Below are 25,797 nucleotides of genomic sequence, written 5' to 3' on the forward strand. Positions count from 1 at the left end.
GTCGTGAGTTATACCGCTTTTTCTTCATAGGGCTGAATGTCAGAGGTAGCACTCTTTTTCTCAGGACGAGTGATTTGACTCATAACCGCCTCACCCTCCACATCGATATTAGGCAATATACGATCCATCCACTTTGGCAAATACCACGCAGATCGACCAAGCAATATCATAATGGCTGGAACAATTGCCATTCTGACCACAAATGCGTCAAACAGTACTCCGAAAGCTAGTGCAAGCCCCATTGATTTTATAATCGGATCCTCTGCGAAAATAAATCCAGCAAATACGGCAATCATGATCAGACCTGCGGCTGTAACGACTGCTCCACTGTTGCGAATGCCCGAAATAACCGCTTTACGTGCATCTCCCGTATGTGTAAACTCCTCTCGCATGCGGCTAACCAGAAACACCTCATAATCCATAGCAAGCCCGAACAGAATGCCAACGACGATAACAGGGAGGAAGTTTAAAATAGGCCCCGGCTCCGGTATTCCGAATAGACCGGTCATATTGCCATCCTGAAGAACAAACACCACAAATCCTAGCGTAGCTGTCAGCGATAGTAAAAATCCAAGAACGGCTTTAATCGGCACAAGGATGGATCTGAATACCATGGTCAATAGTATAAGAGCAAGGATGACAATAACGAGTGCAAATTTAGGGAGAGCTTCGCTTAGCTTCTCTGATATGTCAATATTTACTGCGGCCGCACCAGTAACCAGTAATTTGACATGATCCTGCTTCTCCACATTTAGCGACAGCTCCCGAATATGCTGAACCAAATCCCCGGTTTCGGTATCATGCGGACCTGACTGCGGGGTAACGGTCAGCATGGCGGCGTTGCCTGAGGGGCTAGGGTAAGCTGGTGTAACACTCGCTACATTTTCCAGAGAGCTTAATCCTTCTGTTGCCTTGGCAATTGCGGCCTGTGGGTCGCTTTGTCCTTCGGCCACTGCCACAACGATCAACGGCGAATGATAGCCTGGACCATAAGCTTCCGAAAGCAGATCGAAAGCGCGACGCTCCGTTGTTTCCTCCGACTTCATACCATTATCAGGAAGGCCAAGCTGCATATGAAAAAATGGGATACTGATCGTCGCCAGAATAATGATTCCAACGATGGCCACAGACACGGGACGACGTGCAATCATTTTGCTCCATGACTCCAGAATCGAAGTTTTCGAATCCTTCCTCTTGAATTTGTTTATGAAAGCATTTTTTCGTGCTGGACCAATGCGATGGCCTGCAATGGAAAGCACAGCTGGTACGAAGATAATGGCAATCAGAATGGATACAAAAACACAAATTGCAGCTGCTAGCCCCATCATAGCCAGAAAAGGAATCTGTACAACGGATAAACCCAATAAGGCAATGACAACCGTTATGCCGGCGAATACGACAGAGCTGCCTGCTGTTGCATTCGCTATTGCGACTGAATCCTCCACATCATAACCTTCTGCCAGCTGCTGCCGGAAACGTGCGAGTATAAATAAGGCATAATCAATTCCAACTGCCAGTCCTAACATCACTGCCAAGGAAATAGAGGCTGATGACATGTCTAAAACATTTGAACCGATAAAAATACACATCAAACCAATGCCAAGCCCAATAATCGCGGTCAAAATCGGAATACCTGCCGCTAGAAAGGACGTTAGGGTAAGCGCCAAAACAATAAAGGCAATGATGACACCAACCGCTTCCATTGCACTCATGATCTCCAATTCAGAGAAAGCGACGTCTCCTCCAAGTTCTGTCTGAATGCCTTCATTCCGTGTATCTTCAATAATGCTCCGTACATGCTCTTTTGATTCCTCGCTCACTTCACCTGCGGGCAGCTTATAAACGAGCGAAGCATACCCTATTTGACTTGTTTCGTTGAGCGATCCGTTTTCATATGGACTGATTACCTGATCAACGGCAGGGTCTTCAGCCGCCTTGCTCAATACGTTTTCAATTTGCTTAACGATAGAATCCGTTTTCAGGGTTTGGCCTTCTGGCGCTTTGAATATCAGCATCACCTGCCCTCCGCTTTGTTCCGACACGCCAAACTCCTTACTTAATACTTTGCCTGCTTCCTCTGATTTCGTGCCAGGAATGGACATATCGCCAGTGAATGAGATTCCCATACTTAGTGCAGCTGCTACACTCAGCAGTAAAACGAGTAACCCGCCAATAATGACTTTTATTCGGGACCGATAAGCCCAACGTCCCAGCAAATACAAATACTTGGCCATATTTTTTTACCTCCGTGAAATAAGGATGAACACTCATGGTGTCGCTTATTTCATTGTAGCTAACATTCCTTCCACGGAAATCGTCCATAAGGGCATGTACGTTATGTACTTTAGGGCAGCAAGCTTATTCACTAAATAAAAAAAAGTGCACAAGAATATCCTCTGCACTTTCATTTCCTTCGTCTAGACTGATCTAATCCTCCTACAAGGTCGAGCAATAAAAATCCGCCTCTCCACGGAACGTTCCATATTCAACTCTCCCAACTGATGAAATGGTGTAATAATCCAAGTTTAACGGACAGATCAACCTCGTTAAATAACGATATATTAAGGCAGGATAAATAGATCTCAACTTAAGTGAGGAGTCTCTATTCTTAACTCTCACTTTAGTTTTGGGTACTTATGAAAGCACCAAACCCTCCACCGTTACATGAATTTCTTTGACCGCCAGACCCGTCATATGCTCCACTTCTTTCGCGACCCTGCGCTGCAGCTCGTAACACACCTCATGGATCTTGCAGCCATAACTGATGTTAATGGTCAAGTTAATAGCCACGTCTTGTTGATTCGCCTCTACTAAAACGCCCTGCTGCGCATGAACGCCACGCAGTCGCTTTACAAGGTTCTCTACTATGCCCATTGGCATAGACACAATTGGTTTTGTTTCCAAAACGACTTTGTGGGCGATTTTAGCAACCACCTGATCTGAAATGTGAATCATTCCTTCATATGTGCCTTCCAAATTTCATGCTCCTCTCGCAGTTACTGTTGCCTTCGACTTCATAGGTTTATCATAAAAGAAGTCACAATAAAAAAAATCGTACATAAGGGCAGCAGCCTTATGTACGATCGGGCATTATTTGTTTCTGTTAAAACAACCTACTGTGCATCTTCAATATCTTGTTGGTTATAATTGAAGAATCCCTTTTTCAATGGCTATTACCACAGCTTGGGACCTAGAATCAACGCCTAGCTTATTGTAAATATTGGTTAAATGAGCTTTAACCGTCCGTTCTGAAATGCCAAGGTTAAAGGCAATTTCCTTACTGCGAAAGCCTTTAGCAATAGATTCAAGAATAAGGAGCTCCTTCTCTGTTATTTGAATAGCTTCCTTACGTACAGCAGGAGCTGTTCTAGCCCTAAAGATTCTCTCTGTCACATCAGGCTGAAGCAAGGTTTCTCCTCTAAGTGCCGAATCCATCGTGCGAATTAGATTTTCCCTGCTTGTATCCTTGAGCAAATACCCTTTCGCTCCCTTCGCCAAACCATTAATCATATGCTCGTCTTCATTATAGGTCGTTAAAATAATAACAGGAATATTCATCCCGAGCTGTTGCATCTGGTCCATTGTTTCAAGACCGCTCATGACGGGCATATTCAAATCCATTAAAATAACATCTGGCCTCTGCTCCTTCATCATGCGTAAGGCTATCGAACCATCCCCTGCTTCCCCAACGACCTGAAATCTGTCATCGGTTTCGAGAATTAATTTTAGCCCTTCCCTGACCAGCCAATGATCATCGACAATCAACACTTTATATTTCATCATGACTCCCCTTTGGATACCGGCTTGGAAATTCGAATGGAACTGCCTTCTCCTGCTCGGCTCACAATCTCTACCTTGCCGCCTATCAGGCGGGCACGTTCTTGAAGTCCAATTAGCCCATAATGGCCTGCCAGCTTCCCAACTGCATCTGTGTCAAAGCCTTTCCCATCATCCCTAATTTCTATGGTTAGCCTTTCAAGCTTGTCCGTAATCGTAACCCAGACCTGCTGCGCCTGCGCATGTTTCGCAATATTCGTCAAGCATTCGCTTACCATATGAAAACTATGCTCCACTACGATTTTCGGCCAAGTTAGCCGAACATGCATGGTAAGTGCCACTCTAATCCCGGTCGAATGAATAAAATGTTCTACTTCCTCCTGAATCACCTCTTCAAAATTGAGATCAGACGATGATACGGAACGCAGATCATCTATTGCCTTACGGGCATCCGCAAGCGTCCTGCGAGCCTGCCTCATGGATTGACCTACAATCTCATGCGCTCTGCCTGAGTTTCCTTTCAGAAGATGAGAATCAATTGCTTCAAGCTGCATAATAAGACCGGCAACCCCTTGCGCAAGTGTGTCGTGCAGATCCCGTGCCATCCGTTGTCTCTCATTAGCAAGTGTGAGCTCTTCTACCTTTAAATGGGCTATTTCCAAATCACTTAGAAAGGTCTGTGTACGAACACGTTCACGGACTTGTTGATAAAATAATATGGCATAAGCAATAACAACAATCATCATCAGGAGGAACAGTGGAATATACAAACCCAGTCGCTCTGTATCTCTTACACTGACGATTGCCAGGCAAAACAATGCATATAATAATAAAGAGAGATATATGATTTTTACTTTACGGTAATAAATACTAACACCTTGTGCAATGAGAACTGGAAAAAGACCGATTAAAGCTGCGGGAAAACCTGAAGGCATTAGTAGGGCCGAAACAAAAATTAACAGTCCTTGTATGAGAAAGTATACCCATGGTCGATCTTTAACAAGAATATGGCTGTTCCAATGAAAAACGGCATGAAGCGAAATCACTACTGAAAATATTAAACTTTGCAATAAACGCGGATCTAGCGTATTCTGCAAAATAATGGTTGCTGCATAAACAAGCCCCACCCATAATAAAATAGGAGCCCTTGATATGCTTAGCTCATATATCCTGTTCCTTTCCATCTCCCCACCTCTTTATGTATCATTATATACGTAAAACCACAAATTTAAATGTACGTTGGTACATGCCCGTTCGTACAAGGAGATAACGACTCCCAGTGCTTGCTGCCATTAAATATAAGCAGGATACTTTACCTATTTGTGATTTATGTTAAAATGTGTAACAAAATCCTATCAGCTAATAAGTGCCGTTCCTAGCAAGCTTCGTGGCATCCTTTTAGAAAAAGCATCCATTCGGATAATTTTATCGATTATGAAATGGAGAATCAGCCATGAGACCAAGCCCGTTTCTCGAAGGACGTAACCTTTTCGTTTCTCATACTCCAATCATAGTGACTTTTAGCAGAGAAACACCTTTTTTAATTCAGCATCAGCATGACTTTGTGGAGATCGCATATGTAGCGGAAGGCGAAGGTATTCATTTCATCGAAAACAAGAAATTTCTAGTTTCACGAGGCGATGTGTTTATCATACCCAGGGGAGTAGCACATGTGTTTCAGCCCTTTGATTTATTAGGCCAACACCCGTTTAAGGTGTGGAATTGCATCTATAAACCCGACTATGTTCACAGCCTTCCCGAATTTGCAGAGCGAAAACAATTGGTAGATTACTTTATTGAAGCCGACAGCGTCAGGAACGGGGCTAGCTGGCTGGCTTTTCGCAATAAGGCTGGTCTAGTTGAGCCCTTACTTCGATCCATGTACTTGGAAACGCAACGGCCAAGCGAGAACTCTCCATGTAACCTTTGCTCTTCGTTGCTCAACCTTCTGTCGGATTTATCTTTATCATCTCGTGCTACGAACGCGATGACGGAAATGAGCGAGTATCAATATCCAATCCATACGATGTTGCAGTATATGGTATCCCATTTCAACAAACCTTTATCGGCGAGCGAAATCAGTCATAAAGCAGCTTTGAGTCTTCGGCATTTCCAGCGTCTATTCAAGCAAATAACGGGAGCATCCTTTATCAAGATGCTGCAACATATTCGAATACTGTACAGCGTATGGCTACTGCAACACACTGACCGAAGCATACAATCAATCGGACAGGAGGTCGGCATTAGCGACATGAAACACTTTTATTATTTATTTCAAAAACGTTTGGGCACGACGCCCGCAGCATTTCGAATACAACATGATTTTCCATTTGCCAACACATTTTTTGATGAATTATCCGTTTGGCATGAATGACTATAGATGTATTCCTTTCTTTTGTTTAAGGTTACGATGAGAACATCAAAAAATGAAGGAGAGGCTAGAATATGTATACGCACCATAAGCAATCACTGGACAAATTCGTAGAGTCGCTGAAATCTGATTCAAACCTATTAGCCGTCATAACGGCTGGCTCCATCGCGAAAGGTACGGCCAAGGAGACATCAGATATCGACGTATATTTGCTTGTCACGGATCAAGAGTTTGAAGAGAGGAAGAAAACCAATGCGCTGTCTTACACCAATCATGAAGCCTGCAATTATGAAGATGGCTATATCGATGTCAAAATCATCAATATGCGGTTTTTGGAGTTGGCCGCCGAGAAAGGCAGCGAGCCAACTCGCGCTTCTTTTACAGGTTCACAGGCTGTCTACTCCATCGTTCCAGGACTAAATGAACTGCTCGCCAAAATCCCCGTATATCCCGAGCACAATAGAAACCAAAACATTACAGATTTTCAAGCACAGGTGCTGCTTTACGGTTATTATTTTGCGGGGGAAGCCGTCAAAAAGAATAACCCTTATCTGCTGTCGCAAGTCGTCAGCAATCTGGTGTTATTCGGAAGCCGAATTATTTTGGCGCATAATCGCATATTGTTTCCTTGCCACAAGTCCATGATGGCTGAGGTCGAGAAAGCAGCGGAAAAACCTGATACCTTTCTCAAGCTTTCCCATGAACTCCTATTAAACCCGACCCATGAAAAATGCATGGAATTAACCGAAGTCATACTAGGTTTTCTAGACCTGGAATTATCATCTGAGCAAGCGGTCACTCGATTTATTCAGAACAATGAATGGAACTGGATCGATCAGTCTCCTCCTTTGCAAGATAGATAGCTATATAGACGGATAAGTCAAAAAAACAGCCTCTGCCGCTGAAGCTTCAACGGTTATGAGGCTGTTGCTTTTTCATTTTTAGGAATCAGTAGAATCACGATCATATTGCTTGATCAACCAAAGCCATGCTAGTATATCAGTTAATGGCATGCGTTAAAACATACATATTGAGGTTAATATAACAATCCATATTTTTGACGCATATACAACTAGAGGTGAATGAGATGCTAAAAGTTAACCGTGACGACGAACGCCCCATCTGGCAGCAGCTGCTTGATCAAGCTATCCATAATATCACAACCGGAAATTGGCCTCCCGGCGAATTGCTGCTTCCTTCTCGCGAACTCGCACTACTCGTCGGGGTCTCCCGCTCAACTATACAAATTGTTTATGAGGAATTATTCAGTCGTGGCTATACGGTTACTTCCCGGCGCGGCGGAACAAGAGTAAGTGACTGGACCCACAAAACCCGTTTTATGGAGGAGGTTATAGCTCGCGGGCCTGTTACTCCCGAGCTGCCTTTATTAAACGATGCAGTCAATCAGCTGCAAAATTGGTTTAGAGGCAAGGAAAATAGAAATGTGGAGATCGATTTCAGCCCACACGAGCCTTATTTGGATCAACATTTTCAAACGAACTGGAGACAGTCCTTTTTACAAGCCTCCAAAGAAACGGATCTAACCAGCTGGGCTTACGGCAACCCCTATGGTTTCGTGCCGCTGCGCGAGCAGATTCAACGTTATTTGTCACTTGAGCGAGGCGTCCACGTTCAAATCGATCAAATAATATTAACTTCGGGCGCACAGCATAGTCTGGATTTAATTGCCCAAGCCCTGTTAAATGAAGGAGAAACCGTTTGCGTTGAAGATCCCGGCTTTCCCGCTTCATGGATGGCGATGAAATATCGGCGGATGAATGTGGTTCCCGTCCCTGTCGACGATTACGGAATACAAGCAGACCGTATTCCCCCTCAATCAAAGCTTGTTTATGTAACGCCTTCACATCAGTGTGCAGTTGGAGTGATTACGTCGGAGCCTCGCAGACAGCAATTGCTGCATATGGCGGCTCAACATCAATTTTGGATAGTTGAGGACGACTACGATAGCGAGTTTCGATATCGCGGCGACCCACTCCCAACCTTGTTTAGCCAGCAGCCTCAGAACACGCTGTATATGATGAGTTTTTCCAAAATGGTCGCTCCAGGCATTCGGATATCCGCGATCGTTGGACCAACAGAGGCCATTCGCCAGCTTGCCCATGTCCATGAATTAACCTATCGCCATCTTCCGATTATGGAGCAATTGACGCTTGCTCATTTTATCGAGCACGGGCATTTCATGCGTCATATGAGAAGAGTCAGAAATGTATATCGGCGCAGACATGAAGCCATGACAAAGGCTATCATCGCAACCGGTCTAAGTGCACGTTTTAAACTTAGCGGTGTAGAGACGGGATTGCATATGCTTCTTGAAGCTGAAGACTCATTTGATGAAGAATCCGCAACAAACCAGGCGCTCGACAAAGGCATACGTGTTTATCCACTTAGCAAGTATTGTTTGGAAAGTGATCGAAAAGGATGGGTGCTAGGCTTTGCTAAAGTAGATGAGTCAGCAATAGAGACAGGCATTCATCGTCTTGCGGAGCTGCTTTTATAATTTAAGCAGCTCCGGCTAAGCCTAAGAATTTCCATCCCTTTTCAGCCCATTTGCACCTGTATTCATTTTCATGCCGCTTATTATTTTTGTTCAGCTTGTTGTATTCCACTCGTCCTATCATGTTTGTGGCGAAATTGTCCATGTATCCATATATGCGCAGCCAAACCTGCAACCAAACCCCAGAATGCACCGCCAACACCAAGCAATGTAACATTTGCAGCTGTTGCCAAAAAAGTAATCAGCGCTGTCTCGCGGCCCTTTGGCTCAGTTAAAGCGCCCGCAAGGCTGCCGCCGATTGTCCCAAGTAGCGCCAACCCCGCTAACGTCGCGATGAAGGTGGCTGGAAGAATTAGAAACAGAGCAGCCAGCGTCACACCAAATATCCCAACAACCATGTAAAAAATGCCACAGACAATACCCGCAATGTAACGTTTTGTTGAATCCTCGTGCGCATCTTTCCCTGTACAAATCGCCGCTGTAATGGCTGCTACATTGAAAGCATGCGAGCCAAATGGCGCTGCAAACAGCGAGCCCAAACCCGTTACGATCAAAATTGGATTCGCACTCGTCTTAAACCCATCATTTCGCAAGACTAGCATCCCAGGCATATATTGTCCCGTCAATGTAATAATGAACAATGGCAAGGCAACACCCAATAAAGCATGAAGCGAAAATTCAGGAACAATGAATACCGGCGACGCAATAGCTAATTTGATCGTGCTGAAATCTACTTTTCCCAAGCTGATTAAATAAATAAGCCCAATGATTAAAATGCCGACGATAGCATAACGGGACGTATACCTTTTTAGTAGTACATAAGCAGCAAACAAGACAATGACCAGCAAAGGATCAGCTTTCGCTCCGCCAAAGGCTGCAATACCAAATTGTAGTAAAATACCTGCCAGCAGACCAGAAGCAATGCCTGGAGGAATGAGCCGGACGAACCTTTCGAACATTCCCGATAGTCCTAAAACAATAAATCCTAAAGCGGAGATCATATAAGCACCTATCGCTTCCTCATAGGGAGTTATCGCTAATACCGACACAAGAAAAGCCACACCTGGTGTTGACCAAGCTGTAATGATCGGTTCACGGTAGCGATAGCTTAGCCATATCCCCGTTATCCCCACGCCAACGGAAATCGACAATATCCATGAAGCGGTCATTTCGGGACTCAGACCCGCGACCTTAGCCGCCTGAAAAACGAGAATAAATGTCCCCCCATAGTTGACAATGACAGAAATTAACGCAGCTATAGTGGGCGATATCCAATCACGGCCGCGCAGCGAAGATGATGTTGGGTTCATTTGCACTCTCTTTAACATGTTAACAACCTCATTTTTCTTATTTGTACATTTTTTCTTCCTCGATTGGATTTTCTTTCGCCGTAATATGATAAGGATCAACCCGGTAGACCTGAACAGGTGATTGGAAAATAGCTGACCTATATTTGTCTACATGCTGCTTGGACAACGGACGGTTATAGTAGCCAGGCACATATTTATGAAGCATTTCCTGCAGCATGTAGGTAGCTTCATCCAGATCATCAATAAGCTCGGCCTTACCGAAAATCATAACACTCATATATGCCGTGTCCGTCTTCGCTGGTACGGGATCGGTAATGGTTCCATATTCCTCGCAAACCGTAAAACAGACCTCAGAATTCGCACTCATAACCTGATTGCGCCTCCCGCCAGCGGCTCCATGAAAATAAAGCTTCCCCTTTGCCCAAACAAAATTAAGCGGAACAACATATGGCAGCTGACCATCAACCATACCAAGATGACCAATTCGCGCTTTATGCAAAAAAGCATCTATTTTGTCACTGTCCAACACTTCTCTTATCTTGTAACGAACGCCATCCATTCTCAACCACTCCTCAAATACTGAATTTTCGTTAGTATATCAGTCATTGGATTTAATGAGTACATCCAAAAGCATAGTAATCGAGCAGTCCATATTTTTAACTAAGTAGATCAGATCCTTGCTGATAAACCTTCTGAAGGACGGTATAATCGATGTGGGAAAGGCTCGCTAGGGGATAAAGTGGGTAACAAACGGTCTATGATTGGAGTGGTGCAAATAGATTGGTGGTTAGGGAGATAGTAGAGCGGGTTGGGTTATCCTGAGCTTGTAGGGAAGGAATTTTCGTATTCAGCCTCCTTGTATAATCGGGCATGAACTGGAGGAACCAAGAGCAATATAATGCACGCAAGCGAAGGATGTATTGAAAAAGGGCGTAGGTTATAATGCATATGTAAAAATGGCTCAAGTATATCAGTCAGTCTGAAATGCCCTCCTAGAATAAATATTAGAATATCGCACTGCTATCATTCAATATCAATTCTAGGAGCATTTTCATGCAAAAAAAGGACATCAGCTTATACGATACATACTTGAAGTGAGCGTGGTAAATTATCATTTGTAAGCATTTAAATCTCTATTACTTTGATTTTCGTTCTTCCGGCTTAGCAATGTCTGTTTGATTAAGCAGATAATCGATGCTGACACTGTAAAATTTAGATAATGTGATCAATACAGCCGTAGGTATGTCCAGTTCCCCACTCTCATAACGAGAATAGGTTGCTTGTGAAATATGCAGCAGCTTAGCCATCTCCTGCTGAGTTAAATCCCTATCTTCTCGTAAATCACGAATTCTTTTATACATTCTCATCACCCAACGCCATCATAATTTATACGAATTTCGCATATTGACTTTTATGCGTTTTTCGCATAAATTAGCATTGAGCTTAAAAAAATTATTTATTCCATACATTAGCTTTAAACTGAAAATATTGTAGCAGCATCGATTATAACTTTGCAGAAAGGGTGAACAGAGAAATGAAAAGTCTGTTGGAAGAATTGTACAATGGCAATATGCGTCCCGATGAAAAAAGAATAGCCAATGACCCGGAGTATCTTCAAATGAGCCAGCACATATCTGAAGTGATGGAAGCGTGGAAGAAAAAGCATAATGAGGAGGAATATACGGAGCTCGAGGCATTGCTAGACTTATATGCTCGAGCTCACTCAATGGAGCTAACCTCCACTTTTACCTATGGATTTCGACTAGGTGCAGGCATTATGACCGAAGTGTTAACAGGGAAGGAGGAGCTTGCTAAAAAACTGGGCACTTTTTCAGAAGTTCAGTCAAAATAAGAATGAATCTCCACATTGAAACTTTTAATCTTCCTCACTCTCTTACTATATAAAGTTAGCAGAATAAAAACCGCTTCAGCTGAAGCGGCGAGATTAACATGACATGCTTATTTTTTCTTAGGCATGGATTTTATAAACACAATTAAACCACCAATACAAATGCCAACTATAGCCCAACCCGCTATAAACAATATTGAATTCAAAGCGCTTACCTCCTTTAATCGATATAGCTACTGATAGATATGATAGTTCCATATTGTTTATCCCAATTGTAGCATGTGACTCAATGTCTGCGCTAATCCATGCGCTTTAGTTTAACCTCTAACACGATTTTACAAATTCCTCAAATAGCCTAAAATTATATTGATCCGATTTGTAGCTAAACTCTGGATGCCACTGAACGGCTAAAATAAACTTTTTCTCAGGCATCATAACCGCTTCTATTAAACCATCCTCAGTCTTTGCTACAGAAATTAGTTGCTTGGACAGCTCCTTAATCCCCTGATGATGGTAGCTATTGACTTTAAGGTTCTCCGTTTCGATGATTCGGTGCAGGGGGTTCCCCTTTTCTATGTACACATGATGAATAGGTTCAGAATATGGAGGAGCTTGTTTATGTTTAATGCTGCTCCCCGACTTGAATTGAGCCGGAATATCTTGATACAACGTGCCTCCTAGCAAGGCGTTAAACAGCTGTAATCCACGGCAGATTCCGAACGCTGGTTTATCCAAATCTATCACTTGTTTGAATAAGGTGCTCTCCATCACATCTCGCTCCTGGCACAACTCTCCGCAAACATCCTCTATCTGCTCCCCATAAATTTCAGGATTAATATCGTGTCCGCCTGTAAAAAGAAATCCATCAAACATATTCGCTATTCGAGTTATATTCTCTGCATCTGAGGTAAGTGGCAATACAAACGGAATTCCACCTGCGTCTTCAATTCCCTTCATATAACCTGGAAGCATCCAATAGCTTTCTTTGTCCCCATCATACAACGGCAAAACGCCGATAGTTGGTCTCCCCACTCTGAACTCCTCCATGAATCTATCTTTTTATTGATATATTATACAACAAACTATTTATGACATGCAGCATGTCAGCTTAATTACCATCTCTGGGGAGCCGATTTATTTTCTATATAAAATATTGTCGCATAAAAGAAAACACCTTGATTTCTCAAGGTGCCATGCTGTCGAGATCGTCTCGAAAGCTACAGTCTAGGAAACGGTAGCTCTATTTTAACTAACCATTGGGTCGGTAGGGCTTTCACTTATTTACGTGCGAGTATAATCGTATTTAGCCAGGTCAACTCCCACAGGGTAAGCGTTCCTTTTTGCGCCTTCTCAATCCATGTCTTGTCTGTAATTACCTTTTGATCAAATAGGGATTGCAGCGCCGCTACAAGCATTTTCTTCTGAGCCTCAGATAGCTTCATTTCTTGTTCATCTGCTACTGCATTTGCCTCTATATCTGTATGCGCATGTTCATGTGCATCTGCCTCAACAGCATCATATTTTTCAAGGTCATTCGCTTTAATAATTGACAGCAGCTTACTTGCATAAGCCGAGTCAGTCGCATATCCGCAGGCACACAGCGCTGCTGCTTGCTCCTCCGGTGTTTGAGCTGCCCTCACACGGGCGTAACGGCTGAGGCCAAATAATAGATCTTGATCCTTGTAAAAATCATACAGGGTATCATATGCCCTAAATGCAGCCGTGATATTGACCGTCTTACCGTTGTACTCCTCCCAAGTTCCTTTATTGACCGCCTTCCCACGCCAGTAGGCGTTAGGCTTACCTTTACCGACTTTAATGCCGCCAAGATTATTCCAATCGTGAATTTTGCAGCCAGTCTCCAAAATATTCTGAGCGAGTCTCACCGATGGCAGCATCGGCGATCCCTCCCGCCGGGCTCGCAAAACATGAGGCGCTAATGTCTCGATGAACGCCGCTCGACTATACTGAGTCATTGCCTTTTCCTCCTTTAGCTCCCCTTTGGGAAGCTCTATCAATGATTACTTATAGTTCTGAGTTTATCATTTATTAACAGATTGAGAAATGAATTTGCCCAACTTGTGGGGAAGGCTTTGGTCAGCAATGACTGCCAGATGTGATAAATCAGCCGAATGCAGGTAGAGCAAATACAATTAGTGTTCGTGGCTGTATTTAACGTTTTTATAATATAAACAAGCGGAAGTCTTACGTGATCAGACGTTTAGGACGTACTATTTTCGGACATATAAAAAAATGCCTCCACTTCGTAAAACTCGTTAACGAAACGAGAATTACGAAGAGCAGGCGTACAGGTCTATGTTAATAAATCATCGCAGTATACTTTTTAATAAAAGCAGAATCACGAAAACCTTTGATACATAAGAGTTTCTCTTTTAGCACTGTATTAATTCAGATCGCATTATAGTAAAAAAACAACTTCCGCCCCAAATCCGTCCCCGGTGGCAAAAACGACACTCAATCTTCTTGATATTGTCGAATCGAAAATCCCCATATAAAAACAAAAGACCCCTTATGTATCATGGTCAAGCCCCCAATTAGTAGACATTGAAAAAACACCTAGGCCATAAGCTGACGCCGGTACTCAACTGGGGTCAGCTTGTTTAGCTTCCGCTGTGCCCGATCTTCGTTGTAAAAACGAATGAATGCTTCGATTCTTCTTTGTGCTTCGTCGATGGATCGTATATCATAAGGATAGAGCGCTTCAACTTTCAAATGGGAGAAGAAGCTCTCTATGGAGGCATTGTCATAACAATTACCTCGGCGTGACATGCTGATTTGGGCGCCAACCTGTGGCAGCATGTTGTGGTAAGCATGAGACGTATACTGGCTTCCTTGATCACTATGAACGATCAATCTAGTTACGTCTTTATGTTTTTCAAATGCCTTTCTGAACGTTTCTAAAACAAGCGGATTGTCATTGGTGACGACTGATGTGATAGGCAACGATTTCGTTGTTCCACAGGTCTTTAATCACGGACAAGTAGAGCCTCTCATCCCATACGCGATATTGCGTGACATCGGTCACCCATTTTTGATTGGGGTGATCGGCTTTGAAGTTTCGCTGCAACTTGTTTTCTGCAATTCTACCGTCCGAGACAGCTGCGTCACGGCTTGTTCGATGGACATATTTACGGCGTATGATGGCTTGAATACCCATTTCTTGCATCAGACGTAGAACCTTCTTATGATTGACCACAAGATGGAATTGGCGGTATAGCTCATCTTGTATACGTCGGTAGCCTACCTTTTTATCCCGCTGTTCATAAATCGCTGTCATCTTCGCCTTCAAATCCGCAGTAGGATCTTCGGTGCTACGGCTCTGGTAGCTGTAATAGCCACTACGACTGATGCCTAGATATTCGCATAATCGTTTAATGGACTGCTTGTCCTTCATTTGGTCAACGATGATGTGTTTGTGGTGTGCACCCCCTGATTCAAGATTTGTAACCCCTTTTTTAGAACGTCTACCTCTAGCTGGAGGCGCCGGATCTCTCGTTCCTGCTCGGTTTCCATTCGATGCGGTTCTCCTCGCCTGTCCTCAAACGCTTCGTGACCGCCTTCGCGATATTTCCTCATCCACACCTTAATCCGATCCTTATCTTGTACACCCAAGTGTTCTGCGATTTTTCGATAGCTCCAACCTTCTTCGCTATGCAGGCGGATGGCTTCCTCTTTCAGTGACTTCGGATAGTATTTAAACTTCTGTCCTTTTTGTGCTGGCATAAAAATGCACCCCCTAGAATTTCATCGGATAAACCAGGGGTTTATTCCAATGTCTATTCTAAGGGGTGCACTTCATCAAGGGATCTCAGGTTCTTTTTGGTATGCCGAGGAGCGGGATCGAACCGGTACGGTAGTCACCTACCGCAGGATTTTAAGTCCTGTGCGTCTGCCAATTCGTTATTTTCGTAGATATACCGTAGCTTCTCAGCGTTTTGCTCTTCGTAATATTCGTCACTACGCACAGGATACGGACAGACAATCGGAAAGCACTCGGATATGTGAGCGCGTTTTTGTCGTATGCCTACGCGTTAACGTTAATGAGACGAAGTATACCACGGACGGACTACGCTTGTCATTCACTCTTGTCTTCCCATACCTCCTAAGATTTAAAAACTGCGCGGAAACTAGATACACCTGATTTAGCGCCTTTTGACCACCGCCTTGGGGGTCTACGTTGCTTCACCGCATTAATGCGTTGGCATGTACACAAAAGCCGCCTTTTACGCAATAGTCTAATCGCCGCAAACCCGCGCCGTTACTGGATTCTTACGTTTTCGTCCGCCTGCCGAACCGCTCAGAGACGTTTTATACACCGTTTATGCACGTTTTATGCATCGTTATGCAGGCGCAGGAGCTACTGTGACCCCGTGAGATTTCGGAGCCTTGCCCGGAGAGAGGCGCTTGCAAGTGCGGAAGCCCTGCGCGCCCCCCCCCCGATGTTGCTCGTACGTAACTTTTTAGGACATAAAATTCGCGGATTATAACGCCAGAAAATCGCTGCTATCCGTTGATACACAAGGGATTTCAGCTATTTCCGGCTCATTGCGTAATTATTAGCGCCAACGTTACATGAAAAGTTTCGGAAGGGCGCGCACCTGGACGCGGTTGCAGGAAAATTCCGTAAAAGTGTAATTTTCGGACACCTTTTGACGTATAATTAACGCCAGAAAAGCCCGTATCTACGCCGATTCACGTTCCTTTTATCTAATTTCGCCTATTACCGTTAAAACACGACTCTGCCTCACATTATCGTACTAATTATGAGCCCCATGTACCGTTCATCCGAAAGTATCTGCGCTATTGTCGGCGACTTCGACTTCATACGAAGCTTTTTTAAATGTCGCTGTATCGCGATATTAAGTGCGTCATCAAAATCTTCACGCTGTCTCCAACGGTAAAGCGTGCGGACACTAATGCCGAGTTCCTTCGCAATATCTTCGTAGTTAGCTCCCCGAGTTATCGCGAGCAGTTCGATAGCGCATTGTTGTATTTCCGTTAGCGGCCGCTTCTTCCGTTTTCTCCTTCGTTTTTGCACGTATTCACCTCCGTAAACAGAAATAAACGGAGCGCCAGCGTAAACAAACCGCCGATGCTCCGTTGTATTGCGTATTAGTTTTGTATCGGCCCTCCTGGCGCAGCTCCACGGCTGCTGCTTCCTGATTTACCGGTGGCGTTAAACGCTGCGAATAGCCTCCTCTGCAACTCATCCGTAATTTTGTTTACGTCCGCTTCTTCCTTGACAGTGACGCCGCCCATATTTAGCGTAATCGCGACTGGCGTGTTGTTCGTGATGTTCTGTTGCGTCGGTGCTTGCGTGGAGAAGCGGTTAGCGAATGACTCCGCGTTGCCGGTATTCTTTGGCGTAATACCCTTTGACTCATAAAACCAGTTCTCAAAGATATTCTTGTCTTCTTCTCGCTGTTGTTTCGGAGTACCCTTCGTCCCAACGTCCAAGTCTGCATATTTGTACAATAGTTCTTGAGCTATCTCAGGAGTACCTATGTCTATCCCTTTGAAAATCCAACTTGTCGATTTCGATTTACGCATACCATCCGCGATTCCCTCGGCCAAGCCTCCGCCGATCTTCAAACCGATACTAGCAATTTGGCTGGAAGAGTTCTCCAGCGAAGCAAGTAACGTACTCGTTATCTTCTCCGAATATCCCTTAAATACCGCCTCTCCCGACTCTGCCCACCACTTATCGAATGAAGTTTTAACGGTATCGAATACGAACTCTACTTTACTTTCAAATTTCGTTAACTTTTGAAACTCCGGATTGTTCGTAAAGTTGTCGGCAACGTATTTCTTACCGTTATCGACCGCTTTCTGTACGGCTGCTGTTATCGTAGGTGAGTATTTTTCGATCATGTCCGAGGCTGATAAAGCGAAATCACGTATGATCGGCATCGTCGGTGCTAGGGCAGATATCTGCAACGTCTCAAGCGCGCCATTAAACTGCTCTACCGCGCCGCCCGCACCTTCCATTTTCGTTTTGGCGACGTCTAGTGCGGTCGTTTTCGATAGTTCTCGTTGAAACTCCTTAATCCCCTTGGACCCCGCTTTAAACATAGAGGACGCAGCCTTGACGCCATCCGTACCGAACATCTCCAGCATTAAGTCGGTTCTCTCTTGCTCGGAAAACCCTTTAAACGCTTTTTGTAGTACGTCCGCAATCCCGCCGATATCTTTGATTTTTCCGTCTTCAAAGAACTTGTTGGCTTCGCCTACGCCAATGCCTAGCTTTTTAAATAGCTGCGTGGCTTTCTTCGTCTGCGGCTGCAAGTACATAAGCATCGACTTGAAGCTTGTACCCGCGTCCGATCCGCCTTTAAGTCCGTCATTGGACATAATCCCGATCGCGGTATTCAGATCAAGGAGGGAAAGTCCGAACATATCCGCTACTCCACCAGCCGAGGCGAGCGCGTAACTGATTTCATGGACTGACGTTGCGCCTGCGTTAGCTGTTCCCGCGAGTATATCCGATGCTTGGGCGGCACTCAAACCGTCTTTCTTGAACGCGTTAAGTGACGTTGCCATCGTCTCGGCGGCTTCTTGCAATCCGAGTCCGCCAGCAGTTGCGAGATTTAACGCTGCTTCTAGGCCGCCTGCTTCGACCGTCGCCGATTCCATACCGGCCTTCAGCAACTCTTCTATCGCCTGTCCGGCTTCCATGGCGCTATATTTCGTACTTGCGCCCATCTTCAACGCTAGTGACTGCATATCCGCCATTTCCTCGTTAGTGCCGCCCATTACAGCCTTTACTGAAAGCATTTGCGATTCAAAGTCCATCGACTTTTTAAATGAGTCCGTCAAGACCGACATGCCCGCAAACGCGCCGGATACGCCGATTGCTGCCGCCGATAATGCGCCAAACCTACCCGCCACACCCGCTAGTGAAGACGTGATGCTACGCATTGGCTTAGAGACGTTATCTATTAATCGAAGACTAGCCGTAATGTCAAAACTCATTCTATATCGCTCCTTTCATACGATCGCGGAATACAAAGCCGGTGTACTCTCTAGCTAAAGCCAAAGCCCGATCAAAATGTACGTCAGCAGTCTCCCAATTCGCACTAGCCGCAGATGCTATTCCGTTCCTATGCGCCTGTAATCCGCTCAGAAACTTCGTAAGTGCCGACCGCTGCTTCGTCTTCGGAAAGCGCAGGCTGCGGAGCTGTGTAATAACACCCGCGAATACAGCATCAGCAACGCGCATTTTATCGGCGAATTGTGCGTGTGTCATTTCACCGTTAAACAGCGCCTCTCCACACAGGCGGAAATACGTCCCGTTGTAAGGATTGAGCGCGGAAGTAATGCGTGATACCTCCGCGTATAATTGTTCCTCCGTCTTCTTCATCGTATAATCGCCTCCACCGCTGCTTTGAATTTAAGGTAACGCGCTGCATCTGTTGCGGACTTCGACAACGCTGCCGCATGATACAGTTTCGCAAGCTCGTCCATGTTGACGCGAATGCCCGCGATAGAAACTGTACTAAGGTCAACGTCCTGGCCGCGATAAATGACGTCTTCGTCGCCAGTAACCGCAATTTGTCCATTATCTAGAATGGAGAATTGCGCTGACGATTGATCCAACGAGGATGGAGCGACGTTCGACACGTCAAAACGCCAAGTGTCGTAAGAGGAATTTGTATATACACCTACCAGTGCTTTATTCTCAGTATTATCAATCGGTACGTTAAGATGAATATACTCGGCTCCTTGCGGTAGAAAGTGAAGATGACTTGTACCATCCTCACGGATATAGCTTAGAGCTTCAACTGTTCCGGTTAATCTAATATAAGGCCATCCCGCAATTGGAACAGTTCCATGTCCCATACCGCTAAACGTCTTTCTTTCGATTTTCATTACGCTTCCCCCTGTTCGGATAATTTCCATTTCAAATCGGCATATTTAACTCGGTCCTCTATACGGCCGCTTAGTGCTGCTTTTGCTTGTGCTTCTTCGACGTCAGCTTCCGTAATTGGCGCCGGCTTATCGACCTCAACCGGAGCTGCGCCAGCTAATTGCTCCTGGCGCTTCCGTTTCATTGCCGAGAATAGAACGCGATTGTCGATCGACGGATACCCCGCAGCTAATACACCGGTCTCTTTTACGTGCTGCTGCGTAATCTTAGCTCCGCTTTCGACAAGCTGGCGTAGTTCATAGACAGTTGCGCGGTACTGCTGCGGATTACCGTCAAATAGCTCGCGTTGATCTTTCATTAACTCGTAACGGGCAGCGTCTTCTTCGGAACCTGTCTCCTTAGTGCGATCTTCCAACTTGCGGAGGTACTCGTCTGAAGGACAGCTGGCGTATGGATTGTCTCCGTCGTCAAAAAGCGCCTTAGTCAGCGCCTCAAAATCGTGCTTGGCTGTTGCATACCTCGCCATCTTGTGCGGAGAACTTCCAGACGATTTCGCTTCGAGGCGCAGGCGCTCCAATTTACTCGCGGTCATTATCGTCATCGGTCAAACTTTCTTTTTGGATTGAATTCTGGCCGCTGGCCGCTCGCAAGGCTTCTTAAGTCGTACTCAGTTATAAAATAATGAAGCGTTTCCGCACTTGTTTGGTGTTCAATGTCTTTAAGTCGATATTGATACGAGTCCCCAATTGTTAAGCGAGTCGTGTACTTTTCCTGCCTAAATTTATTAAGTACTTCGTGATAATCCATAACAGCGTCAATAAACTCCTGCTTGACCGCCAGTAATCGCTTATAAACTGGATTTAGTTTCGCTTCCTTATATGCCGGTCCAAAATCCTCGTTAAACCTACGAAGTATGTCATCGGATGTAATTTTCTCCGGTATAACAACATGGTACAATTGCCGTTCTTGTAGACGGCGGCTATACACTCTCTCTGCCTGTTCAATGCGGGTATGCAGTTCATCGAGTTCTTCCGTAGAATTTTTCCCAGCCACTAATGACTCTCGAATTACCTTTTCGTATTGCCCCTTTAGTGAATGTACTTCTTCAAGTGCAGCCGCTTCACGCCTAATTAGTTCGTCATGTTCTTGCTCTCTAGTCGCCTGTTGCTCCGCATATTCCTTTAGAAATTCAAACTTCATATTCAAAATCCCCTTTTAGTTTTTTAGTAAGCTTATTACATGCCGACACTAAAAAAGCGCGCCATTTTGGCGGCTTCTGCTTCGGTTCTAGCGGTTGAATCTCGTACAAATCACGCAGTATTTCCGCATTCTGTTTGATATGGCTGCGCGTCTCCTTAACGTCTGACGGATGCTTTATAACTCCGAGCATCCCTGGTCGTGTTAGCGTTTCTAAATAAATTCCGCTATCCGCAGTCCAAACGTCAGGGGCGTATATGTGGTGAGATTCCGCTAGACGCAAGACAGTTCGCATTGCAGTATCTGTGTCGCCTCCTGGCACGATTATCTCGTCTAGAAACTGCCCTGCTTCATCGTATAACAACGCTACTACAAACGACGTTGCCTCAATGAACTCGAAGTTCACTACGATAAGCGGCCGCATTAGCGTGATACCTCTACGAGCTGCACGTCTACGGCACATGGTCGGCCGCGTCGGTCTACGTTTTCTTCGTACGCTACCGTTATTCCATCGCGAATGAATGATGCGTTTCCATCCACAACCGCGCTAACGTGAAAGAAAAGCCGCGCCTCTCCGATCTTGCCGAATCCTTTTTCCGCGTTGTAATAGCGAACCTTATCGGTATGCTTGGACGAGCTGACCGGTTGATAATCCGGATTCCTACGCTCAGTCGCTTGCTTTCGCGGTGACTTACCGAGCGACGGTCCGATAAACTCGATCGCAGCTCCGGTAAGTTCGTCATTCTCCGGCCACATAATCGGCTCATACTGGCGATGGGCAAAACTCTTTAATGACGCTACTGGTTTCGTATTCGTTTGCTTTCTATTCATTTTCTACTTGCTCCCCTTCGTTTTTTAATCAATGACGGAGCTAAACGCCGGATATGCGCATCACTCACGGAATCCCCGTAGATTAACGTTCCTGCCACATCTCCCGTATCCATACTTACAACGGTAACAAGGCGTTGGTAGCCGTTAGGCGGTAGCTTTTCGATACTGGAAACGAATAACATGCGCTTACCTCCTCCGCTTGGCTATTGTGCTAAGATATCGACACGCAATCGAATCCTCACCGCGCCATAGCTTGCAGCGTGTATCCGCCTTGCCCATAGCGGTTATCAATGAGCAGCTTTTTGCCGCGTTTAAGTAACCGCAATAACTCGTATCTTCGCGTTGTTGCTTCACATCGGACCTCCTTCGAAATAGGTGCGTATTTGGTACGCTTTTCGCTGATTCTGCCGCATTTTAGGCGCGCTAAAGAAGCCCCGAAGGTATTTACACCTCCCGCGCTTGCAACGTCTACTATGCGGTTAATTTGGCGTTTAGCGATCTACGTTAACGCCGAGCAGATTTCGCGCAGAACGCTTCCTTTTCGACGGGACTCGGTACTGAATCGCGATTAGACTACCCTCGCGGTAATAGCGGGCCATTTCGGTAAAGTCCGGATAGCTGCGTCTTATCTTCGCGATTACTTCGCGGTCCTCAACATAAGCGGCCAGGCTATCGCTGTCCATACGCCACAACCGGTTAGTGGTGCGCATGATATTCACCGCCTAGCTGGACAAGCGTCGTGTTTGTCATCGTAAACTTGTCCGGATAGCGGCCTGCTTCAATTCCGGAGTACAGTATGAACAAGATTGCCGCGCGAATCTCCGGCTTCGTAATACCAGCGTTGCGCGTCGGTGCATAGGCTTTACAGAAGACCGTCGCCAGGCGCTCGGCAAGCGCGAAGAACTTCGACTCTTCCATTTTGATGACGTGTGAAGGCGCATTTGCTTCCGCCTTTACGAACCGGACGATCTCCGAGAAATAGCCGTCGTACACTTCGTCATCGATCCGGTAGGTAACAATCTTCAGCGGCCGCTTGCCTTCCGCGTAGTTAATAAGCGTATATCCTTCTTCGTTAGCAGATACGGTTACCATTCCCGATCTTCCTCGCTGCGGAGCGCTGCGGTCTGCCTCCTTATCGTATTGGAGCCCGCGTATTCCCAACCGTTTATAGTCCGGCTGTAAGACCTTCAAATTACGAAAGCCGATCGGAGTATCGAGCCCGATCAATTGCTTCGCACATTTCGTCGCTAACGCCTACAAACTGCGCTATCTTGAATTGTAACTTTAGACTGACCGCACGTAGATTAGTTTCAACGCTAGCCACAAGCGAGCGGCTAACGCCAATCTTCGCGGCAAATTGCTCTTGCGTGTACCCTAATTTTATTCGTATTGCCCTTACCGCCGTCGAATCCATATACACATGCTCCCTTCTGCTTTAGAATGTCACTTATAAAAACAAAGTAAGTTTTGCAGGGCTTGTTATTTCCCTACACCTATACCTTTTTGTCGCCACTTTAAACGTCGTCCTCCTCCTGAGTTCTTTTTTTACGGTTGCCTTCGCCGTAAATGAGCCGTTGACCGTGTATGAAGTCAATTTTCTCTACATTGAGCGGTGTCTCGTATTTCCACGATAGCTGAAGCATTACATATTCACTCGACCAAAACGGATATTCAAGCCACCAAACGTAATTATTGATGAGCGTAGCCTTCTTTTTCTTCGGTACAACTCCCGCGAGTAGCAGCTTGTCCGCGCGCTGCTGCCTACGTTGCATCGTTTTAACTCCGGTTTTACATTGCTGGCAGCACGTTTGCTTTGTATTGCGAAGACTATCGTCGCGAAACGGATATTGGCAATAGCCGCAGCTTTTAACGCGTTTATCGTCCGGCAGGCTGGCGAATAGCTTCTTTAGCGTTAACGCTGCTTGCTCGCGGGGCATACCGGATACAAGTTCCTTCGCATATTCGATTGCTCCTGCGCCTGGCTCTACGTTGTTCATAAGTACCTCCTGTTTAAGTTGACCTTTGACTAATTGAATGCTATATTTGACGAATAAAGATAATGCGATAGATGTGTACGTTTTGTCCTATAATAGGTTTATTTATTAACTAAGGATGCTTTATACTCTGTAAGTAATGCTACTCCCTGCCTCCGTGGTAATAGTCTTCTTATCTCCTGCTCGGAATAGAAGTGCCTAATGCACGCGTTAAAATCACCGCTACCAGCTTCGTAACTACGTTTGTCCAAACTTTCGCCGCCTAAGTTCATCCGGTAAAGGTTCGGCTTCTTCTTGAACGTCCCTTTCTGCGCTTGATTCCGACTTATAATGGCGATAACTCCGATCTTTTCGAGTTCGTCTATCTTCCGCCGCGCCGTCCTTGCATCTATGCCCGCAGCCTCTCCCATTTGCGCTGATGTCATATAAAAAACTCCGGACTCGTTCGCCCACCGCTTTGAATGAATTAGCATCGCGTAAGTCAGCGCCTTTTGCGCCTTCCCTGGACAGCGCCTAATTATCGTGTCAATTTCGTTAAATGAGACGGTCAAATCGCGATTTTGCTCCGTTAACAACGTCTTATCATGATCGTATACGTAGTCTACGCATTCCCGTAAGTCTCGCATACAATACGCCCAATCTGATGTATAGAGCCGCGCGTCCTGCCATGCGAACCATTCCGTTACTGCACTTAACGCTTCTGGCCGCTCAACTCCGTTATGATTCATTAAGCGCGCTAGCAGTAGAAACGATTTATGGCGCTGGCCCGGCCCCGTCATTCCTTCGTTAAAACGATTGGCTGCATGAGCCAGCGTATAACTCTCGGACTGGTCGTATGTAGCGAGTGGTTTATGTCGGCCCACTGCGTCCTCCATATCGGCGGCGTCCCGGTTCTCGTACGCCCGATCTTCCGCAATCAGAGCCAACACGTTCGCATGATCCGTTTTCTTCAGCGCAAGAAAATACGCTATTGATTCGTCGCGGTCCATCACACGTAAGCCGTCACCAATCTCGCAGAAACCGCAAAATGCCGCTGTTTTCTGATGAACACCGAGCGGCAACTTCACTCCTTGCGTCGATGACGGACGAAACTCGACCTCACCGCCTGTAGCTCCGGATAAATCCGCTCTCGCAATAATAAGGCTAAAAACTTGGCGCGAGGATTCGAGGCTAATCGCCTTGTCGAAAAACAGTTCGACATGATACCCTTTAGAGCCGCTATACGAGATCGCGTAATTATGAAGGCCTACTCCGTCTAATGTATGGGCCAGCTTGTATGTCACCCACTTGGCGACGGCTGGATCGCGGTAGTCTACGTCAAAACAGATAAACTTCGTGAGGTAAGCGCCCGCGAACGTGCCTATCGGACGTTTTCCGTTGAGGTGACATTGTAAGTGATGGAGGCGCAGCGGCCTGCGGGTATCGTTTCGCGTTATATAGCTACCGTCGAACATTTGGATAAGGTAATGATAATGCTGAATAAGGTATAGATCGAATAGCCTGTCTATGACGCGTTGCATTGTCTAATCACACTCCCCGCCTTCCCTCGAATACCCTCATTTAAAATGATAGTATTCCTCCCAACCTCATCTGACTCCCCGCCTAAAGAGACTAACCACATTTCCTTCGTAAACAGGAGCATTGTCCGCAAACTTCCAAGCAACTTGTTCCGCTAATTCTTCGCGCTGCCACTCCTCGACGATTTTTAGCGCTTCAACCATTAGTTGAGGATCGCGCGACGTAACTCGCAGCCCCATTTGCGATAGCGGCCGGACACCCAACTCAATTCCGTTATTCAAAAACCGCTCAATGATTGCGCGCCCTGTGTCGTTGTTTCGGGGAATGTATACTGCATAACCGGCTTTTATCGTTTTCATTTTTAACATTGTTGATCGTCTCCTTTATTGGTTGGTTTTATTATGGAGCAGAAGAGTTCGCGGCCTATATTGTAGTAACGTCTACCGGACCGGTCTCGCACACTTTTATGCGAATTAATTACGACGTACACTTACATAGTCGTTTGCCGATTCGATTTCGCACACTTTTCACAAAAAAAAATTCGAAT

General features: G+C 45.5%; 29 protein-coding genes. 4 read left to right on the forward strand and 25 right to left on the reverse strand.

The genetic code is table 11. The annotated features are described in order from the left end of the window. Positions 1-8: 8 nt before the first annotated feature. From ACSR9A_RS22510 to ACSR9A_RS22525, 4 genes are all read right to left on the reverse strand, one after another. A complete protein-coding gene (locus ACSR9A_RS22510) occupies positions 9-2,234 on the reverse strand; it encodes an MMPL family transporter (RefSeq protein ID WP_473759585.1) in 2,226 nt (741 codons plus the stop codon). Between the two features lie 400 nt (positions 2,235-2,634). Next, positions 2,635-2,976: an Asp23/Gls24 family envelope stress response protein gene (locus ACSR9A_RS22515; protein WP_473759587.1), complete on the reverse strand. Its 342-nt coding sequence runs from the start codon at positions 2,974-2,976 to the stop codon at positions 2,635-2,637. 165 nt (positions 2,977-3,141) lie between these two features. Continuing rightward, positions 3,142-3,780, reverse strand: a complete 639-nt coding sequence (locus ACSR9A_RS22520) for a response regulator (protein ID WP_473759589.1) — start codon at positions 3,778-3,780, stop codon at positions 3,142-3,144. Continuing rightward, complete coding sequence (locus tag ACSR9A_RS22525; RefSeq protein WP_473759591.1) at positions 3,780-4,961, reverse strand: sensor histidine kinase; 1,182 nt, start codon at positions 4,959-4,961, stop codon at positions 3,780-3,782. The genes ACSR9A_RS22520 and ACSR9A_RS22525 overlap by 1 nt, the downstream gene beginning before the upstream one ends. A gap of 269 nt (positions 4,962-5,230) precedes the next feature. Between ACSR9A_RS22525 and ACSR9A_RS22530 the strand changes: the two genes are divergently transcribed. From ACSR9A_RS22530 to pdxR, 3 genes are all read left to right on the forward strand, one after another. Beyond that, positions 5,231-6,151 carry a helix-turn-helix domain-containing protein gene (locus ACSR9A_RS22530; protein WP_473759593.1) on the forward strand — a complete coding sequence of 307 codons (921 nt, stop codon included), beginning with the start codon at positions 5,231-5,233 and terminating at the stop codon, positions 6,149-6,151. A 71-nt stretch (positions 6,152-6,222) separates the two neighbouring features. Continuing rightward, positions 6,223-7,011 carry a nucleotidyltransferase domain-containing protein gene (locus ACSR9A_RS22535; RefSeq protein WP_473759595.1) on the forward strand — a complete coding sequence of 263 codons (789 nt, stop codon included), beginning with the start codon at positions 6,223-6,225 and terminating at the stop codon, positions 7,009-7,011. A 224-nt stretch (positions 7,012-7,235) separates the two neighbouring features. After that, a complete protein-coding gene (gene pdxR, locus ACSR9A_RS22540; protein WP_473759597.1) occupies positions 7,236-8,666 on the forward strand; it encodes a MocR-like pyridoxine biosynthesis transcription factor PdxR in 1,431 nt (476 codons plus the stop codon). 80 nt (positions 8,667-8,746) lie between these two features. Here the strand turns inward: pdxR and ACSR9A_RS22545 are convergent, their stop codons facing one another. From ACSR9A_RS22545 to ACSR9A_RS22555, 3 genes are all read right to left on the reverse strand, one after another. After that, complete coding sequence (locus ACSR9A_RS22545; RefSeq protein ID WP_473760231.1) at positions 8,747-9,973, reverse strand: benzoate/H(+) symporter BenE family transporter; 1,227 nt, start codon at positions 9,971-9,973, stop codon at positions 8,747-8,749. A gap of 37 nt (positions 9,974-10,010) precedes the next feature. Then, entirely contained in the window at positions 10,011-10,532 is a 522-nt protein-coding gene (locus ACSR9A_RS22550) for a pyridoxamine 5'-phosphate oxidase family protein (RefSeq protein WP_473759598.1), read from the reverse strand. Between the two features lie 577 nt (positions 10,533-11,109). Continuing rightward, a complete protein-coding gene (locus ACSR9A_RS22555; RefSeq protein ID WP_473759601.1) occupies positions 11,110-11,334 on the reverse strand; it encodes a helix-turn-helix domain-containing protein in 225 nt (74 codons plus the stop codon). Positions 11,335-11,507: 173 nt separating this feature from the next. Here ACSR9A_RS22555 and ACSR9A_RS22560 point away from each other — a divergent pair, with 173 nt between their 5' ends. Continuing rightward, entirely contained in the window at positions 11,508-11,825 is a 318-nt protein-coding gene (locus ACSR9A_RS22560; RefSeq protein ID WP_430154208.1) for a DUF6809 family protein, read from the forward strand. 321 nt (positions 11,826-12,146) lie between these two features. Here ACSR9A_RS22560 and ACSR9A_RS22565 read toward each other — a convergent pair whose 3' ends face one another. The 18 genes from ACSR9A_RS22565 to ACSR9A_RS22650 form a co-directional block, all read right to left on the reverse strand. Then, a complete protein-coding gene (locus tag ACSR9A_RS22565; protein ID WP_473759603.1) occupies positions 12,147-12,854 on the reverse strand; it encodes a gamma-glutamyl-gamma-aminobutyrate hydrolase family protein in 708 nt (235 codons plus the stop codon). Between the two features lie 245 nt (positions 12,855-13,099). Further along, positions 13,100-13,798 (reverse strand): glycoside hydrolase family 73 protein, encoded by a 699-nt coding sequence (locus tag ACSR9A_RS22570; protein WP_473759605.1) that lies wholly within the window; start codon positions 13,796-13,798, stop codon positions 13,100-13,102. A 601-nt stretch (positions 13,799-14,399) separates the two neighbouring features. Next, complete coding sequence (locus ACSR9A_RS22575; protein ID WP_473759608.1) at positions 14,400-14,786, reverse strand: integrase core domain-containing protein; 387 nt, start codon at positions 14,784-14,786, stop codon at positions 14,400-14,402. Then, positions 14,758-15,120, reverse strand: a complete 363-nt coding sequence (locus ACSR9A_RS22580; protein ID WP_473759609.1) for an IS3 family transposase — start codon at positions 15,118-15,120, stop codon at positions 14,758-14,760. Before ACSR9A_RS22580 ends, ACSR9A_RS22575 begins: the two co-directional genes overlap by 29 nt. Positions 15,121-15,233: 113 nt before the next feature. Beyond that, positions 15,234-15,566 carry a helix-turn-helix domain-containing protein gene (locus ACSR9A_RS22585; RefSeq protein ID WP_473759611.1) on the reverse strand — a complete coding sequence of 111 codons (333 nt, stop codon included), beginning with the start codon at positions 15,564-15,566 and terminating at the stop codon, positions 15,234-15,236. Between the two features lie 1,021 nt (positions 15,567-16,587). Beyond that, positions 16,588-16,881 carry a phBC6A51 family helix-turn-helix protein gene (locus tag ACSR9A_RS22590; protein ID WP_473759613.1) on the reverse strand — a complete coding sequence of 98 codons (294 nt, stop codon included), beginning with the start codon at positions 16,879-16,881 and terminating at the stop codon, positions 16,588-16,590. 74 nt (positions 16,882-16,955) lie between these two features. After that, a complete protein-coding gene (locus ACSR9A_RS22595) occupies positions 16,956-18,815 on the reverse strand; it encodes a phage tail tape measure protein (protein ID WP_473759614.1) in 1,860 nt (619 codons plus the stop codon). Between the two features lies 1 nt (position 18,816). Continuing rightward, a complete protein-coding gene (locus ACSR9A_RS22600; RefSeq protein ID WP_473759616.1) occupies positions 18,817-19,203 on the reverse strand; it encodes a hypothetical protein in 387 nt (128 codons plus the stop codon). Then, positions 19,200-19,712 carry a hypothetical protein gene (locus ACSR9A_RS22605; RefSeq protein WP_473759618.1) on the reverse strand — a complete coding sequence of 171 codons (513 nt, stop codon included), beginning with the start codon at positions 19,710-19,712 and terminating at the stop codon, positions 19,200-19,202. Before ACSR9A_RS22605 ends, ACSR9A_RS22600 begins: the two co-directional genes overlap by 4 nt. After that, positions 19,712-20,311 carry a hypothetical protein gene (locus ACSR9A_RS22610; RefSeq protein ID WP_473759620.1) on the reverse strand — a complete coding sequence of 200 codons (600 nt, stop codon included), beginning with the start codon at positions 20,309-20,311 and terminating at the stop codon, positions 19,712-19,714. The genes ACSR9A_RS22605 and ACSR9A_RS22610 overlap by 1 nt, the downstream gene beginning before the upstream one ends. Beyond that, positions 20,308-20,910, reverse strand: coding sequence for a hypothetical protein (locus tag ACSR9A_RS22615; RefSeq protein ID WP_473759622.1), 603 nt, complete (start codon positions 20,908-20,910; stop codon positions 20,308-20,310). Before ACSR9A_RS22615 ends, ACSR9A_RS22610 begins: the two co-directional genes overlap by 4 nt. A 420-nt stretch (positions 20,911-21,330) precedes the next feature. Further along, positions 21,331-21,738 carry a S1 domain-containing protein gene (locus ACSR9A_RS22620; RefSeq protein ID WP_473759624.1) on the reverse strand — a complete coding sequence of 136 codons (408 nt, stop codon included), beginning with the start codon at positions 21,736-21,738 and terminating at the stop codon, positions 21,331-21,333. A 491-nt stretch (positions 21,739-22,229) separates the two neighbouring features. Beyond that, on the reverse strand, positions 22,230-22,421 hold the full coding sequence (locus ACSR9A_RS22625; protein WP_473759626.1) for a hypothetical protein: 192 nt from the start codon (positions 22,419-22,421) through the stop codon (positions 22,230-22,232). A 13-nt stretch (positions 22,422-22,434) separates the two neighbouring features. Next, positions 22,435-22,830 (reverse strand): hypothetical protein, encoded by a 396-nt coding sequence (locus ACSR9A_RS22630; RefSeq protein WP_473759627.1) that lies wholly within the window; start codon positions 22,828-22,830, stop codon positions 22,435-22,437. A gap of 100 nt (positions 22,831-22,930) precedes the next feature. Continuing rightward, positions 22,931-23,152, reverse strand: coding sequence for a helix-turn-helix transcriptional regulator (locus ACSR9A_RS22635; protein WP_473760232.1), 222 nt, complete (start codon positions 23,150-23,152; stop codon positions 22,931-22,933). A 100-nt stretch (positions 23,153-23,252) separates the two neighbouring features. Further along, a complete protein-coding gene (locus tag ACSR9A_RS22640) occupies positions 23,253-23,735 on the reverse strand; it encodes a hypothetical protein (RefSeq protein ID WP_473759629.1) in 483 nt (160 codons plus the stop codon). Between the two features lie 98 nt (positions 23,736-23,833). Further along, positions 23,834-25,252: a TOTE conflict system archaeo-eukaryotic primase domain-containing protein gene (locus tag ACSR9A_RS22645; RefSeq protein ID WP_473759631.1), complete on the reverse strand. Its 1,419-nt coding sequence runs from the start codon at positions 25,250-25,252 to the stop codon at positions 23,834-23,836. Positions 25,253-25,318: 66 nt separating this feature from the next. Next, a complete protein-coding gene (locus ACSR9A_RS22650) occupies positions 25,319-25,618 on the reverse strand; it encodes a hypothetical protein (protein WP_473759632.1) in 300 nt (99 codons plus the stop codon). Positions 25,619-25,797: the final 179 nt, after the last annotated feature.

It is taken from the genome of Paenibacillus sp. R-74696, from assembly GCF_055814915.1.